General features: G+C 26.9%; 13 protein-coding genes. 7 read left to right on the top strand and 6 right to left on the bottom strand.

Features of this window, described 5'->3' with window-relative positions:
- Positions 1-157: 157 nt before the first annotated feature.
- The 7 genes from ACXYRK_RS03125 (at position 158) to ACXYRK_RS03095 (ending at position 7,993) form a co-directional block, all read left to right on the top strand.
- A complete protein-coding gene (locus ACXYRK_RS03125; RefSeq protein ID WP_458597713.1) occupies positions 158-1,873 on the top strand; it encodes an ABC-2 transporter permease in 1,716 nt (571 codons plus the stop codon).
- Entirely contained in the window at positions 1,873-2,583 is a 711-nt protein-coding gene (locus ACXYRK_RS03120) for an ABC transporter ATP-binding protein (RefSeq protein WP_458618024.1), read from the top strand. Before ACXYRK_RS03125 ends, ACXYRK_RS03120 begins: the two co-directional genes overlap by 1 nt.
- Entirely contained in the window at positions 2,561-3,694 is a 1,134-nt protein-coding gene (locus ACXYRK_RS03115; protein WP_458618022.1) for an aromatic motif membrane protein, read from the top strand. Before ACXYRK_RS03120 ends, ACXYRK_RS03115 begins: the two co-directional genes overlap by 23 nt.
- Positions 3,684-4,679 (top strand): aromatic motif membrane protein, encoded by a 996-nt coding sequence (locus tag ACXYRK_RS03110; RefSeq protein WP_458618020.1) that lies wholly within the window; start codon positions 3,684-3,686, stop codon positions 4,677-4,679. Before ACXYRK_RS03115 ends, ACXYRK_RS03110 begins: the two co-directional genes overlap by 11 nt.
- Entirely contained in the window at positions 4,663-6,084 is a 1,422-nt protein-coding gene (locus tag ACXYRK_RS03105) for an aromatic motif membrane protein (protein WP_458618018.1), read from the top strand. Before ACXYRK_RS03110 ends, ACXYRK_RS03105 begins: the two co-directional genes overlap by 17 nt.
- A gap of 62 nt (positions 6,085-6,146) precedes the next feature.
- Positions 6,147-7,127 (top strand): recombinase RecA, encoded by a 981-nt coding sequence (gene recA, locus ACXYRK_RS03100; protein ID WP_435129746.1) that lies wholly within the window; start codon positions 6,147-6,149, stop codon positions 7,125-7,127.
- A 38-nt stretch (positions 7,128-7,165) separates the two neighbouring features.
- On the top strand, positions 7,166-7,993 hold the full coding sequence (locus ACXYRK_RS03095) for a TIGR00282 family metallophosphoesterase (RefSeq protein WP_435129749.1): 828 nt from the start codon (positions 7,166-7,168) through the stop codon (positions 7,991-7,993).
- Between the two features lie 36 nt (positions 7,994-8,029).
- On the opposite strand, the gene ACXYRK_RS03090 is transcribed toward ACXYRK_RS03095, so the two are convergent.
- From ACXYRK_RS03090 to ACXYRK_RS03065, 6 genes are all read right to left on the bottom strand, one after another.
- Positions 8,030-8,842 carry an ABC transporter permease subunit gene (locus tag ACXYRK_RS03090; protein ID WP_458597699.1) on the bottom strand — a complete coding sequence of 271 codons (813 nt, stop codon included), beginning with the start codon at positions 8,840-8,842 and terminating at the stop codon, positions 8,030-8,032.
- On the bottom strand, positions 8,835-9,782 hold the full coding sequence (locus ACXYRK_RS03085) for a hypothetical protein (RefSeq protein WP_458618016.1): 948 nt from the start codon (positions 9,780-9,782) through the stop codon (positions 8,835-8,837). Before ACXYRK_RS03085 ends, ACXYRK_RS03090 begins: the two co-directional genes overlap by 8 nt.
- Positions 9,754-10,932: an ATP-binding cassette domain-containing protein gene (locus ACXYRK_RS03080; protein WP_458618014.1), complete on the bottom strand. Its 1,179-nt coding sequence runs from the start codon at positions 10,930-10,932 to the stop codon at positions 9,754-9,756. Before ACXYRK_RS03080 ends, ACXYRK_RS03085 begins: the two co-directional genes overlap by 29 nt.
- A 48-nt stretch (positions 10,933-10,980) precedes the next feature.
- The gene (locus tag ACXYRK_RS03075; RefSeq protein ID WP_458618012.1) at positions 10,981-12,786 is read right to left on the bottom strand and encodes a P68 family surface lipoprotein; all 1,806 of its coding nucleotides are present in this window, start codon (positions 12,784-12,786) and stop codon (positions 10,981-10,983) included.
- Positions 12,787-12,875: 89 nt separating this feature from the next.
- Positions 12,876-14,720, bottom strand: a complete 1,845-nt coding sequence (locus tag ACXYRK_RS03070; RefSeq protein WP_458618010.1) for a P68 family surface lipoprotein — start codon at positions 14,718-14,720, stop codon at positions 12,876-12,878.
- Between the two features lie 70 nt (positions 14,721-14,790).
- The gene (locus tag ACXYRK_RS03065; RefSeq protein ID WP_458618008.1) at positions 14,791-16,677 is read right to left on the bottom strand and encodes a P68 family surface lipoprotein; all 1,887 of its coding nucleotides are present in this window, start codon (positions 16,675-16,677) and stop codon (positions 14,791-14,793) included.
- Between the last annotated feature and the right edge of the window lie 274 nt (positions 16,678-16,951).

The raw sequence follows: 16,951 nt of genomic DNA, 5'->3' as shown, positions 1-16,951 counted from the left end.
AAGGAGACAAATGAAAAAGTTTTTCTATTATGTATTTTTTATACATAAATTAATTTTGAAGAAAAAGAACACAATTATAGTACCCATTATATGGATTATAATTTCAATAATAAGTTCAATAGTATTTAGTCAACTAAATATAAATACAAAACAAAAAATGTTATCCTTTTATATAGTAATCTTTGTTGAATTATTAATTACAGTTTTCTTTTCAGCAATAAAAACTATTAATATATATAAAGATTTAGAAGAAGAAGGGATAGAATTACTTACTTTATCAAAATCTATTTCGAGAAAAAGCATTATATGAGCAAAAACATTTTCTAATATAGTTTTTGGACTATATTGAGCTGTTATAATTATATTCTCTAATATATTTATTCTGGCAAGTTTAAAACTATTAGTAATTATGTGATATTTAATCTTTATAAGTCTTGCTACATTCTTTCTAGCATACATTTTATTTGGAACATTCACATCTTTGATTGCTTACAAAATCAACACAAAAGTCGCTATAACACTACCTATTTTGCTTTTTAGTCCGCTAGCAATAGGTGGAAGCATAATTGCTGCTAAAAGCACTTCAACAGCAAACAATTATGCATATTATTTAAATTTACCATATCAGAATCATTTATCAGGAAATAGAGTAAATGCAGAAAAATTCTATTTAAACAATGGATATGATAAATATTACATAGTTCCTAATGGATATGAGAGTTCAGAATTCAATAAAAATCAAAAAGAATTTCTTGATAAAGCTTTTGCTACTTCAAAAGCATCTGCTAGAGATTGACAAATATATTCATATTTAATTACACCTTATCAAATGCTGGATATATTTAATATTAATAATGCTAATATTTTTAATGCATTTTCAGATGAACAAGACAGCAATTTATCCAAATACTTGTTTTATAAAAACAAGGATTCTTATATCTATAATTATATTCTTTTACCTAAATCTAATCTAAAACAATATAGTGTAACTGATAAGTTAAAAAGCACATCTGAAGTTAAAAATCCTGATTCTCAAATTATTCAACCTGCTGTTATAGTAAATAAAAATGCATTTTTGGTGCCTACAGCACTTAAAAATCAAACTATATTCAATAATTTAATTAATACCAATATTATTTATGCAAGAGATGGTGCTGATACTTTTAAGACTGAATTTCCGGAAGATAAATTTGTTTATAACTCTTCGCAAAATATTGTAGGTGAACTAAAGTGAAAATATATTAAGGAACTTTTATCAGATTTGGCATTTGATGATTATGCACAGAAATTTTATCAACAAGTGCTTAATAAAACACAAAATACACAGCAACTTGAAAGCAAGGATATCTATTTTAAATATCTTTCAGATGCATTAAATAGTGAAAATAGTCATTTATTAAGATTACAAACTCAGAGTGTTGTATTGGATCCAAGTTCTTTAAAAAACAAGTTAATAAAGAGTTTGACAGAAAAGAAAATTTATTTAGCAGTTGCATTGATTTATTATGGATATTTTTCTTATTTAGACACAAAACTTTTTGATGCAATTTTACATAATGATATTAATAATAATTATGATCCTGATACATATACAATTAATATAGATGGTTTTGACTACAATATAGGTGGATATTCTGATTATGTAGCAAAACAAGAAGTATCAGGTGATAAAAACAATTCAAAAATAATTATTCGCTATGATTTAAACAAATCTAACAATTATTTATTTACACCAGTTGAAGATGTTTATGAGCTAAGTCGAACAAATATAAAGGTAGTTGAAAAAAATATTTACTTTTTGATTTGAATTATTTTATCAGCAGCATTGGTATTAGTAAATAACAAATTATATTATCGTAAGGATTATAAATAATGAATATTCTAGAAGTTAGAAATTTAAGTAAATTTTATTCAAAAAAGAAGAATACTGGTATTTTTGATTTAAATTTTGATGTAAAAACCGGAAGTTTTCATGCTTTTATAGGAGAAAACGGAGCAGGGAAAACAACAACAATAAAAACTATTATTGGATCATATATAAATTATCAAGGAGATGTTTTAATAAATGGAATAAGCATTAAAAAACCAGATAGTAGACAAAGATTAGGATATGTTCCTGAAAACACTATATTCCCTAAAGAAATTACTACATTTGAATATTTAAAGTATTTAGGGATGTTAAATTTAAAACAAGCAACTGAAAAAGAAAAATTGTTACAAAAAATCGATCAGATGCTAGAAAACTTCGGTATTTTAGATCTAAAAAACAAAAAACCTTTTTATTTTTCATCAGGTCAAAAGAAAAAAGTTCTATTAATTCAAGCGTTACTAAATGATCCGGAATTGTTAATTTTAGATGAGCCTGGTGCTAATTTAGACCCGACAGCACGATATCAATTATTCAAAATACTAAAAGAATTACACCAAAACGGAACAACTATTTTTATAAGTTCGCATATATTGAGTGAAATTAAAAAATATGTAGATTCATTTACACTGATTCATCAAGGAAAAATTTTGTATTCTGGAGCAAATGAAAATAATTTAGAGGAGGTTTTTTATGAAAAAGTGATTAAAAATTAGTCTAATAACATCAGCAAGTGTTTTAGGCGTTGCTGTTATATCACTTGTATCTGCTTTTGTTAGTATAAACTCTAACAAAAGCGAATTTATAAACTCGTATACAAATAAACAAGAAAGTAAAGTGGATTACAGAAATTATTTAGTAAAGCAAGTTCATCAAAATGATGATTTATTAACAATTGCTAATAGTTACTATTTTGATGAAAGCACAAGCGAGCAAGTTAAAAACGAATTTTATAATGAACAAAATTCAATAAACAATGGTTATTTATCAGATATATCATCTGCTTTAACGTATGCACCTTTATTTATTTATGTAAATTCGAAAGATCGAAGTGAATTGACTGGTAAATATGCTAAAAAAGGTATAAATCTTTTAACAAAATTGTTAAATGAAAATTGGTTTTGGTATTTAAATAATATTAATAAATTCACTTTTATTTATAACCCATATGGTGAAAATTTCAAAGATGATCGTGATTATTTAAATAATCAAACAACAAATATAAAGGATTTGTTGTTTGAAAAGTTAATGATTAAAAACAAAGATGATGAAGTAAAAAATACTGATTCGCTTTTGTATAAAATAAATAAATTCAAAATTAAGAAAATTTATGAACAAAGATTCATTAATTTGATACCAGATGAATACAAAGAAGCAGCATCTGAGTTAAATAAATATATAGATACAAAAATATTGTTTATAGAACTTAACGATAGTTCAATTATGCCAGTATTTGTATATAAAAAACAAGTCAATAATCAATCGCAAATGCATATTTTTATATTACCTGAAATATTAACCACAAGAGTTTTAGGGACATTCAATGAAGTTTATGATGTATTTATCCAAAGTTGAAAAGATGCATATAAAAAATCACTTGATAGTTTATTTAATTACCAAAAAAAGATAATAGATGAAGATGAAAATAAAACAGATGCACAAATAAAAAAAGAAGTTTTTGCAAAATTTACAGACCAAAATTTTGCAAAATTATTCGAAAGAGAAAATTATTCAGAAATGCTACATCGAAGCATTTATGAATACAATCTAAACCACAAATATAATTATATTTCTCGTTTTAGTCTTGGAGATAGTGATGAAAGTTAAAAAAATATTTTTAAATTCATTATTTTTAGTTCCTTTGATATCAGTTTCTTGCTCGGATTATTCACAAGGTGAAAAACTAAGTTCCTTAATATCAAATGAAGAAGATATAAGTTCAAATCCAAATAACATTAGACAAAAGAAAACAGATGCTCTTATTAATGATATTTTAAATGATTTATTTAAAGGTTCAGAAGTTAAAAAACTAGAATTTATAAACAAACAAAAACAAAGTAAAGATGAAATTGAAAAAACTTTTATAACTATGTCGCAGGAATATAATAAATTATTACAAAAATACAAAGAACAGTTAAGTAATATAGAAGACGAAATAGACGATATCGAAACCGATTTAAAAGAACTAAAATTTACACCTAAAATAAACAGTAAGCAAATAATTGAAAAAGAAGCACAACTGGCAAGTAAAATAAAACAATTATCGGATATCAGGGTTCATTTTAGAGATTTTGCGATAAGACAAAATGAAAAATTTTCTCAAAATTGATATTATTTTTTTACAAATATAGATAAATTTAATTTTGAATTTATCGAATATGTCTATGATGGACTGCAAAATGGGAAAACAGCAAGTTCAGAATACAAAAAATCAATTGATTCAAAAATTTCATATCCACCATTTAGATTTAATGACAATTATTTAGATAATAAGATTCAAGGAATTGAAAGCGTAGAATTTCGAAATAGTGTTATCTATTATATTAGTAAAGGAAAGATGGTTTTCAGAATTTTAATAGAAAATCTAGATACTGAAAATCCTAAATTATCTATGAAAGCAATGAATTGATATTTTGGTAGTTCAAAAGCAAATACCATTTCACTTCCGTTAGTTTCATCAGTTGTTCACACATTATTTATACATCAATATCCTAATGCATATCCAGAATTTGAAGATGTAATGGTGAAAAAACAAAAATATGGTGAACCTGCATTTATGTTTGGAGTTTGAAAGAATGAAAAAATGAGTTAGAAAAATTATAAGTTTAGGATTATTTATTATGCCAGTGCTTGCTGCTATTTCTTGTTCTAAGCCACAGCAAAATGAAGTTAGTTTCTTAGTTAATAATTCTGTAAATGCAGAAAATGATAATTGAGATAACTTTATAAAAAACGACTATATCCAAGAAATTTTACACAAATTGTATGATAATAATGAAGATATTCAAAAGTATATTAAAAAGCAAAAGAGTATTAATGCACAAGAGTATTTAACTTCATTAAAAACTTGATTAAGATACTCAAATAATTTCATTTCTTCCTATGACAAAGGTTCTTTTGACTATAAAACATTTAAGACTAAAAGAAATTTTACAACAGAAAAAGCAGAAGATGAAAAAAGAGTGTTGTTCGAAGAGAATTGATTGTTTTTGTTATTTAATTTTGATAAATTTAAATTTATGCAGTCACCAAATATCGCAACAGATGAATTTGTTAAAGCAGATGTTGTTGATGATGCAGAGACTAAACAAAAGATTTATAAAGATTATTTTATAGCAGATAATAATGAGATAATTGATTTTGTTGTGCAAAGATATAATTTTTATGAAATTGAAGAACCATTAGAACGAGAAATACCTAAAGAAAAGAAAGAAATAGTAGATGATAAGCAAGAAAATAAAGAGATTGTAGAAAAACCAAAAGAAGAAAATTATATTGAACCTAAAAAAGATGAAAAAACACAAAATCAAAGTTTGTTAGAGAAACTAAAGAACTCATTCAATGAACCAAAAACCCAAAAAACAGATGATGATGATGATAAAGAGAAAGATGAACAAAATGAAAATCAAAAAGATAATAATCAACTAGAGGAAGAAGAAAAAAAACAAAAAGAAGAAGAACTGAAAAAATCAGAAGACTCTAAAAAAATACAAGAATCCGATGAAAAAGATGAGGATATGGAGGGAGAAAATAGCAAAGCTTCTGATGTTGATGAAGATGACGATGAATGTGAGGATGAGGGTGAACTTAAATGCAATGATTTATCAAAAATCCCACCATCATTTTTCCCTAAGAAAAAATTATTTAGTATTGCAAATGATGTAAAAGTTTCTATAAAAAAACCAACATATCATTATGAAGAAAGAATATTTATGTTAACAAAACAAGGATATATCCTTTCTTTTGAAATAGAAACTACTGAAAAAGGTGGTAAAAAGACAATAACAAGAAAAAAATTAAGTGAATATATTTATACATATCCAAAATTGCTATTAAGTAAACAAAAATTAGAAGATTTTGATTTAAAAAAATATGTAAATAGCACAAGAATATGAGCCGATCCAAATGTTTCGCCATCACCTGCTACAAAAGTTATCTTTGAAGAAGAATATGGTGGTAGAGAAATGCGATATACATTAATTAACACAGTTAAATAGTTTATATTTTGTTCTTTATTAGTCCATATTATTGAATATTTTATTATAATATTGGAGGTAAAATGGAAAACAATAAAGACATTATAGCTACAACGATAAATCAAATCGAGAAGAAGTTTGGTAAAGAATCTATTATGCTTTTAGGAGATGTTCCTGAATTAGCAGTAGAAACATTCAGTAGTGGTAGTATAACACTAGATAATTTACTTGGTGGTGGTTACCCAAAAGGGCGTATCATAGAGATTTATGGACCAGAAAGTTGTGGTAAAACAACTTTATCATTACATGCAGTAGCAGAGATTCAAAGACAAGGTGGAGTTGCGGCATTTATCGATGCAGAACATTCAATAGATCCATTATTTGCTCAAAAAATAGGTGTTGATGTTAATAATTTAATCCTATCGCAACCTGATAGTGGTGAGCAAGCACTTGAAATAGTTGATATTTTAGCAAAAACAGGTAATATTGATTTAATAATAGTCGATTCAGTAGCAGCATTAGTTCCAGAAGCAGAATTGAACGGAGAAATGACAGATCAACAAATTGGTGCTCAAGCCCGCTTAATGTCAAAGGCATTAAGAAAAATAACAGGAAATCTTAATAAAAATAAAACTACTATTATTTTTATTAATCAAATCCGCGAAAAAGTTGGGGTAATTTTTGGTAATCCAGAAACAACACCAGGTGGTCGTGCGTTGAAATTCTATTCAAGCATTCGTGTAGAAGTTCGTAAGGGACAACAAATTATTGAAGATAAAGAAGTTATAGGTGCTGAAATTAAATTTAAAGTTGTTAAAAACAAAATTGCACCACCATATCGTAGTGGACAAAGTGAATTTTACTTCGATAAAGGAATTGATAAAATTGGTGAAGTAATTGATATGGCGACTGAAAAAGATATACTTGATAAAAAGGGTGCTTGATATGGATATCAAGGACAAAATGTTGCTCAGGGTAAGAAAAACCTACGTGATTATTTATTAACACATTCTGATATATATGATGAAATCCTAAGTCAAGTTCAAGAATATAGTAAGCATTAGCCTTACTTATTTTTATAAACATTTATAATATATGTATTATGAGTATCAGAATCTTGTTTTTAGGTGATATTTTTGGATTACCAGGTATTATAACTGTTGAAAAATATTTATATAAGATAAAAAAAGAACACAATATTGATTTTGTCATTGCACAAGGAGAAAATGTAACAGGACGTAAAGGTTTGTCGGTGGAAGATTATTATCGCTTAAAAAAAGCAGGAATTGATTGTTTTACAATGGGAAATCATGTTTGAGCTGATGAAAGTATATTGCAAATTATTAATAAAGCAGATATAGTGAGACCTTTTAATGTTAATTATGAATATGAGGGATTTGGATCAAAGGTTTTTAGTATAAATGGTTCAACATTAAGAGTTTCTTCTTTTATGGGAGTAAGTTTTAACGAACTGTTTAAGCCTTGACAGGAACAATATGCTAATTCATTTTTATTATCCTTTGATGAATTAACAAATAATTTCCAAAAAGCAGATTTTCATTTTATAGATTTTCATGCAGAAACAACAAGCGAAAAATATGTTTTTGGTTTGTATGTAGACGGAAAAGTTGATGCTATATGTGGGACACATACACATGTCCAAACAAACGATGCACATATTTTACCAAACGGAACAGTCTATATAACTGATGCCGGAATGGTAGGTCCTATTAATTCTGCTATTGGTGTAAATCCTGCTGAAATAATGGCTAAAATAAATGATGATGGAAGTAAAAAAGAAAAATTTGTTGTAAGTTCGAACAACACCCAAATAAACGGGGTTATTATTACATTATATAAAAATGGTATGAAAGAAAAGAAAAATAAAATAGAAACATTAAACATTCAAAATATTGATATTTATAAATAAAATACTTTTAAGTTATAATAAAGACTTAAAAGTATTTTAAACAGAACGAACAATTTTCTTAGAAAAAATAAAGTAAACTGTTAATGGTATAGCAATAACAACTAATGCCCCAGCAGATTGAATGTTTAGCAAACTTCCTCCAGCAGGGACTTGTCCAATTTGTCTAAATCAGATACCGACAGTTGCATCATTTGTTCCGCTAAGTATATAATTTGGTCATAAATAATCATTTCATACAGAAACAAAACTAAAAATAATCAAGAGAATATAGGTTTCTTTCATTTCTTTTCAATAAATTAAATATATTTTCTGTCATAATGTGAGATTATCAATTTTCATTGCTTTATAATATTTTTGTTTACTCTTTTCAAAATGGATAAGTAGATTATACATAAAAAAGTAAGAGAAAAATCCATTTGTAACAAGTGATAAAGGTGTTAAACTGTTTGTGATGTTCAGTTCATTAAGCACCTTATTTAATGATAAGTATATAGCAAATTCAGGGATGAAAGATAAAATAAGTATTATAAGTAAGATAACCTTCTTAGATCTTTTTCCGAGTTTTGAAATACCTATGACAAATAGTGTGTATGTTATCAAACGAATAGATAAAAGCATCAAGGAACTACTTAGAGAAAGTCCAACTGCTTTTCAAAAACGAATATCACTAAAGAAATTGAAATTAGAAAAATCAAACTTTCTCAATCTTATAGTAAATCTTTTATTAACCACATCATCGGTAGGCATTAAGGCAGAGACGATTAAAATATAAATCGGAAATAAGATGATAATGATTAAAATGACTATTAAAATAATAATTAATGCTTCCTTAAATGCTTTTTTATACATCTTTTGCTCCTTTATACTTTATAATAAGTTGAAAAGTCTTTTTGAATACAAATAAACCTAATCAGCTTATTATAAACAGAAACAGTAAGTATAAAATTACTAGTAAACTTGCTGCATATGCTTTGTTTGTATCTACTGATAATGTTCCTGCAAAAGGTTTAATTAATGAAAAAATATAACTTGTAAGTGTATGAGCCCCAGTTGGTAAGATGCGTTCTTCAGGTATGATAGCACCAGGATACATTAAAAAAGAGAAAATTAAGTTTGTATATGTAACTAAAATAAAGTATTTTCGGAATTCAACATAATATAAATATTTAAGTCGATCTCAGAATCTAAGATTATCTATTTTAATTAATTTAGCATATTTAACATTAATGCGACTAAAAATAAAACCAAAAATAACGATATTAAAGGGCATTGATCGTCAAAGTTGAAACAGCGTCATATAAAATTTAATACTTAATAAGTTATTTCCATAAAGAAAACTCCGTTTCGAATTAAATATACCAAAAAACAAGTTCTCTTCACCAAATAGCAAGATAAAAGCTAATCCAACTGTATAACCAGAAATAAAAAATTGTGAATAAATTAACTTTAAAAAAAAGTTTCTAGTTCTTTTTAAAGTTAAAGAACTGATTAAATAAGAAACAATTATAGATAAAAATAAAGAGATAAATGTAGGTACAAAAAACAAAAAGGTGGAATTTTTCAATCCTGTCTGAAAGTCGTTATCTTCTATAACACGACGATAATTATCTCAACCATAAAAATAATAAATTTTCTTAGTTTTTGATGGAAAATTTATAAATGATTCATGAACTAAATTCACTACGGGGTAGATATAAAAGATGATTACAAGGATTAACAAAGGTAGAATATATAATAAAGCAAGTGAAACATTAGATAATTTAGTTTTGTTGATCGATAACTTCTTCATGTTTAAAACTCATTATTTTGTTTTCTGGTATATTTACATCTACTTTATCTAAAATATTCAATGTTGAATTTGTGTTTGAAACTACATATTCTTTGTCTTGATTTTGTATTGTATATATTGTTAGATCAGCAATATTTTCCTTTTGTCTAACAATTCATTCTGAATCAGTCGATAAGGAAATTTGAATATCTTTAGGTTTTACAAAATATTTATATATATCATCCTCTTTGATTAGATTTAATCTTGGTGAGCAAAAGAAGTGCGCTACAAAGTATGATGCAGGTTCTTCTAACACTTTATCTTTTGTATCGAATTGTTCTATTCTGCCATTATTCATTACCATTATATAATCACTAAGTTTTAAAGCATCATTTTGATCGTGAGTAACTAAAATAATTGATAAATTAAATTCTTTCTTGATTTTTAAAATTCATTCAATAGTTTTTTCTTTAATCTTAACATCGAGAGCTGAAAAGGGTTCATCCATAAGCATCAAAGTAGACTTTTTAATTATCGCTTTAGCAATTAATACACGCTGCTTTTGACCACCTGAGATATTTTGTGCTTTTTGCTTTAAAATTTGCTTTATTTCTACTTTATCAGCAATAAAATCTAGGTCTTTTTTGAAAAACTGCTTAAGTTTTGATTCTTTTTGTATAACTTTAAATGCATTTTTGTTTTTAAACATATATTTAAAAAACAAAAAATGTCATATTGTATAGAATAATCATCTTTCTTTCTTTTCGTTTTTTGTTTCTTTATACTTATTAATAAGTTTTTGTAAAAAAGGTGATAAATAATATTTAGCATCAAAATTTTGTAAGAATTCTAACCTTTTTTCATGTCTTCAAACAAATGAGTTTTTTGCGCTTAGATAAATATTATGAAAAACACTTATTTCCTCATAAAGAAAGTTTTCTTGCAAAATATAACCTATTTGAGCAGTCTGCATATTGTTAAAAAGAGTGATTTCAGCACTTTTTGGTGTTTCAATTTTAGATAACAAATTTAATAAGGTAGTTTTGCCTGCTCCTGATGGTCCAACTATCGATATTATTTTATTTTCGGGAATATATAATTCTGGGATATTTAAAATTTCTTTTTTTTGTTTTACAAAAACAAGATTTTTTACACTTGCTATACCATTCATAAATAAATTTTACCAAATATACAAAAACAAAAATAAATATGACAATAACTATGAGTTTTTTATCATATTTAAAATGATTTGATATGCTTGTTCTCCTGTTATTATTTTTGGATTCTTTTTCAATGTAGAATCAAGAAGTAAAGAGCGAATTTTTTCGACAATAGCAGATGTTGTTTGGTCGATAGGAACTCAAAAAATATCTTCGCTTTTACTGTTTTCAAAGTTTTTTAGTCCTTTAAAAGTTGTGTCAGCTGCATATAAATAATTACTTTCTGTGCTTAATTTATCAATTTGTTTTTGGATTTCATCGGAATTATTTGAATTAGTTTTAAGTTGATTTTTAAGTAGCTTTATTTTATTAGTTAAAATAGTTTGTCTTTGAACATATCAATCTGATGCAGATTCAATTTGACTTTTTTGTGGGATTATATAACCAGTTTTTTGTGCTAATAAATCAGTAACCTTAATGTATTCACCATTATAATTTACATTTCCTTGATAAAGTCATTTTAAAAATAATAAAGTTGCATTATCTTGTTTTCCTCCATTATCAATTGAAATTGGGATTAAATTTGATCCACCTTCGATGTATGTGGAAAAAGCATCATTTGCTCTGTTTTTGGTAAGTTGTTCCTGTAAATAAATATCATCTTTTTGTGCTCATTTTTTATATTTTTCTTTATCATCTTTGCTTAAATAAAAAAATCTGGAAATTGGACTATCCATAGATTGCTCATAACCTACATTAGCTACAAAAGAAAAAATCGCTTTATAATCACGCAATGCTCATGAACCTCATTCATCCATTTGGTTTTCAAATTTTATATCTTGAAAAACTGCATTATTTAAATATTCATTATGATTTAGAGCAACAAATTCATTAAATGTATCTATAAATGCCTTTTTTATGCTAGCATCTTCAAGATTGTATTTCACCTTTGAAAAGTCATATTTATCATTAGTTTTTTGAAGTTGCCAAATTCGCTTGCCCTGTAGTTTGTTATTTAAAACTTTTAAAAATGCATCATCTCTTTCATCGATTGTGAAAATCGCTAAATCATCAATTTGATCGCTTGTTTCAACCTTTGATTTATCAAATTCTAATATACTTTTAAGCTTACGAGCAAGATCAAAAAGTGATTCTATCCCGTTAAATGTAGCATCATTAATTATATAACCTTTTAAATTGGTATCGTCTTTGATTTTTAAGTAGTTGATTAATGAATTACTTGGTATTTGGTTACCTAAATCCTTGTGCTGCAAAGCATATTGATATATTTTTGAATTTTCATCAATAGTTGCTCCAGCTTGTTTTAAAAATTCAAATGCTTTATTTAACAAATCGATATTTATAGAAAAACCATCTATATCAGTAACATCAAAAGGAAGATTATAAATACGAGTATTATTAATTTTTTCGCCAGCTAAATTAGTGTGAGTTGTAACAAGTTTGCTTGGAAAATAACTAACCGGTAACACACTTGAAACATCCAAAAGTTTATTATATGAATTAATTAAAAATGCACCTGCTTGGTTACCTAAAAAAATGTTTGCTAGCTTGCTATCATCGTTTTTGATATATTCTGCATTTTGAGCTGCTAATTTTAATTCTGAATTAGTTTTGGTGTCATTGCTAGTTAGTAGTTGCACAGGAAGAAAATTAGGTTGGTCTTTCATTTGTTGATTATACAATGGGATAATTTCCTTTAGTCCCATAATCAAAGGAAAATAATCACCTTGTGATGTAGCAAAAAGAATTTTACTTTCTCTTTGTTTTTGTGCATTTGAACAACTAATAGCAACTGCTGATGTTGCTAATGATGCGATTGATAAAAATCTCAGTAACTTTTTCATTATAACTCCTTATGGATTATTGCTATATTATAATGCAAAATCATAAATAAAAGAATTAGCAAAATAAAATTGCACATAGTGCAATCTTATTACTGATTTTTTGAAATAATTTGTAGAACTTCATCTAAAACTTGCTGTCCTGTTTTAAAAGATGGATTTTTGTTTAATGTTGAATTTATTAATGATTCCTTAATTACAGCATCGATTTTTGAGGTAGTTTCATTACCTGGTAAATCAAATAATTTTGCTACATCTGTATCGACAAATTCTTTTAATGAAGTGAATGATAATGCTCCTGAATGAAGATGATGTGTTTCAGTTTTTAGTTCATCAGTTTTATCTTCTAAGGTTTTATTAGGTTGATTTTTGAGTTTTGCTTCATTAGTATCAATTTCATCCTTTAAGGTTTTTTCAGCATTTTCATAAAAACTGATTCCACGTTCTAAATCCTTATTTAAAGGTATAACATAAGCAGCTAATTGTGTCATTAAGTCACGGACATTAATTTCCTTATTATTTCAAGTAGTTTTTCCATTGTAAAGTCAATTAATAAACATAGTAGTTGCTTTATCTTCATCACCACCATTATCAATTGAAATAGGGACTAATGATGATCCACCCTCGATATAGGTTGCAAAATCATCGTCTGCCTTATTTTTTAAAACTTGTTGTTGTAAATAAACATCATCGCTTGTGGTTCACTTTGCTAACACATCAGCAGTTGGTTTATTAAAATATCTAATAGTCTTTGAATTAAATGTGTATTCATATGAAACAGAAGCAAAGATGCTGAAAATTACCTGATATTGACGCATATGTGAAGAACTTGATTCGCTTTTTCCTTCAAATTTAACATCTCTAAATAAAACATCATTAACATTTTGGTCATTTGATGCTTGTACAATAGTTAATTTGTTTTTAACAAATTCGTTAAAAACATCGATAAAATCAGCTTGCATCTTCTTATTTGTTGCTAAATTAAAAGTAATTTTACTTTGATCATATTGACCATTTGTGGAGTTTAGTTGTCAAAGTTTTTTACCTTTAAGTCTATTATTTAGCACTTTATAAAATTCATCTAATGTGTAATCGATTGAAAAGACTTGTAAAGGGATAATAGGTTTGTTGAATTTAGCAACCTTATCATTATCTATTTCAACTGAATCATAAAACTTGTGTGCTAGTTCAAAAAGCGATTCAACCCCTTGGAAAGTTTTAGAATTTATAGCGTAACCTTTTAATGAATCTGGTTTTATTTTTAAGAAATTTATTACTGATTCATCAGGGATGTGATTTCCTTTATCTTTATATTCATTTAAGGTATCAAAAAGTTTTCCATTTCGGTCGATATTTGCTCCTGCTTGTCGCATTAAGTCTAACATCTTATTCATTAAGTCAATGTTTAATATAAATCCGTTGGTATCTGAGACATCAAAAGGTAAGTTAAATAATTTGCTACCTAGTTTTTCTCCAACAACACTAGTATGATTTTCAAGTATTTTCTTAGGAAATAAAGAAATTGGAAGTTCTTTTGATGTATCAAGAAGTTTTTGATATTTATTGATAATATATGCAGTGGTTTTGCTACCTAAAAGCAAGTTAGCAAGTCTGGAATCGTTACTTTTAATATAATTTTCAGTTTGTGTAGCTAAACCAAATTCGCCATCTGCTTTTGTTATTTCCTTTGTTTGTAACTCTATTGGTAAAAATCCAGGTTGATCTTTCATTTCTTTGTTATACAGAGGAATCATCTTTTCTAATGCATACATTAAAGGTCAAGAATTAGGTTGTGCAGTGGCAAAAACAATTTTCTTATCTTTTGCAGCATTGTTTGTTAGATATTCAGTTTGTTTTGTTTTACTTTGTGAGCAACTTGCTGCAAGAGCTACTGAAGCAAGGGAAATAATAGAAAAGAGTTTAGTATATTTTTTCATTTGTGTCCTTTTTATTAATACTAGTTAAAAGTTAAAATTTAAAATCATGTATACACATGATTTCGTATTATTAGTTTTCTTTACTGATTAAATCTAAAACATGGTTTAACACATCTGTTCCGTTTGCTTTAGTTGCATTTTTATCAAGGGTTGAATTAAGCAATTGTGTAGCGATGTATGCATTAATCTTTGTTGTTTTAGGATTACTTGGTAAGCTAAATAAATCTTCATTACCATCGTTAAATTCTTTTAATGAAGTGAATGATAATGCAGCTGAGTGTGTATAGTTAGCTTGTGATTTTAATGCTTCAGTTGCTTTTTGTAGGTTGGTTTTTTCTTCACCATCTGATAAAGTTTTTAGTTTTGTTTCATTTGCAGCAATTTGTGTATCTAAATCTGATTCCACATTGTTGTAAAAACTTACTCCACGAGTTAAATCTGTGTTTAATGGAATGATGTATGCAGAAAGTTCAGACATTAAATCACGAACATTAACCTCTTTATTATTTCATGTGGTTTTACCGTTATACAATCAGTTTAAAAACATCTTTGTAGCAGCATCTTCTTTACTACCAACAGCAACAGGGATTAAACTAGAACCACCTTCAAAATAGGTAGCATTAGTATCATCTGCTTTGTTTTTAGTAATTTGTTGTTGTAAGAAAACATCATCACGAGTTGTTCATTTCTTTGGAGCATCAGGGTTTTTAGCAGCAAAGAAATTGCGAGATGTTTGCGAATTAACTGATTGCTCAAGACCGACAGAAGCAACTATAGCAAAAATGGTTTGATATTGTCTCATATGTCATGATGCTCATTCATTTGAGTTATTTTCGAATTTTACATCTCTAAATAAGATAGGTTTAGACACATCTTTATCACCTACCTTGGTTTGAACTTGTATTGAATGGTTATCTACAAATTTGTTAAATACTTCAACAAATTTGTCTTTCATTGCTTGATCACTTGGTAAGTTGTATTTGATCTTAGACAAGTCAAATTGGTTATTTGTTGTAGGTTCAAGTTCTCAAAGTTTTTTATAATTTAAATCATTATTGATAAGTTTGTAAAACTCATCTTGTTGGTAGTCAATTGAAAAAGCTTGTAATGGAATAAGTTCGGTTGTTGCTGTAGCAACTTTAGCAGTATCAACTTCGACTGCTGAATAGAATTTTCTTGCAAATTCAAATAAACTTTCAACACCTTCAAAAGTTTTTTGATTAACTGTATATCCTGTTAGTGATCCAGGTTTCGCCTTTAAGTAGTTAATTACTGATTCAGCAGGGATGTTATTTCCTTTGTCTTTGTTTGCAGCAAGTTTTTCAAAAACTTTACCTTTACTCACAACAGTAGCACCGGCTGCTTTCATTAGTTCTAATGCTTTGTTTAATAAGTCGATGTTAATACTAAATCCATTAGTATCAGAAACATCAAAAGGAAGGTTATAAATTTTTCCACCTGATGTTTCTTCACCAACTAAGTTGTTGTGATTCTTTAAGATTTTAGTTGGAAACAAATTGTTAGGTAAAGTATCAGAAACATCTAAAATCTTACCATATGAATTAATTTGATATGCAGTGGTTTTGTTACCTAAGAGTAAGTTAGCAAGTTTTGCATCATTAGTTCTGATATAATTTTCAGCTTGTGTTCCAAGTTCATATTCACTTTTTGCTTTAGTTTCATCAGCTGTCTCTAAAACAACAGGTAAATATCCTGCTTGATCTTTCATTGTTTGATTATATAAAGGCACAAGTTGCTTAAGAGCAATCATTAAAGGGTATACCTTTCCTTGTGCAGTTGCTAGACGAACAGTATTATCAGAAGCAGCTTTGTCGGTTGGATATTGAGCTGTTTCTGGTGTTTTCTTTTGCTGCGAAGTTCCACAACTAGCAGCAATTAGTGTAGTTAAGCTTGAAGTACCAAAAAGTACTGAAAGAAGCTTATACTTTCTTGTCATTGAATCTCCTTTTATATTATTTTTAATGTTTGCTAATATTTTACTACTTTTTCACACAAATTCATTTATATAATATAAAATAAATATAAAATATGTAAGAGAAGAATAATTATTCTTTCGATAAATTACAAATTAAAAATCAAAAAAAAAATAAAAAAATAATTTTGCTTTTTTATTTTACTGCTATAATATCTAAGCGACTTTTAAAAAAAGTTCAAAAAAGTTCTTTGAAAACTAGATATAAAACATGACAGTCAATTTTTTCGAGAGTTTG

It is taken from the genome of Mycoplasma sp. AC1221, from assembly GCF_054353815.1.
The sequence above is the reverse complement of the archived record's forward strand: the minus strand, read 5'-3'. Positions and strand labels throughout refer to the sequence as shown.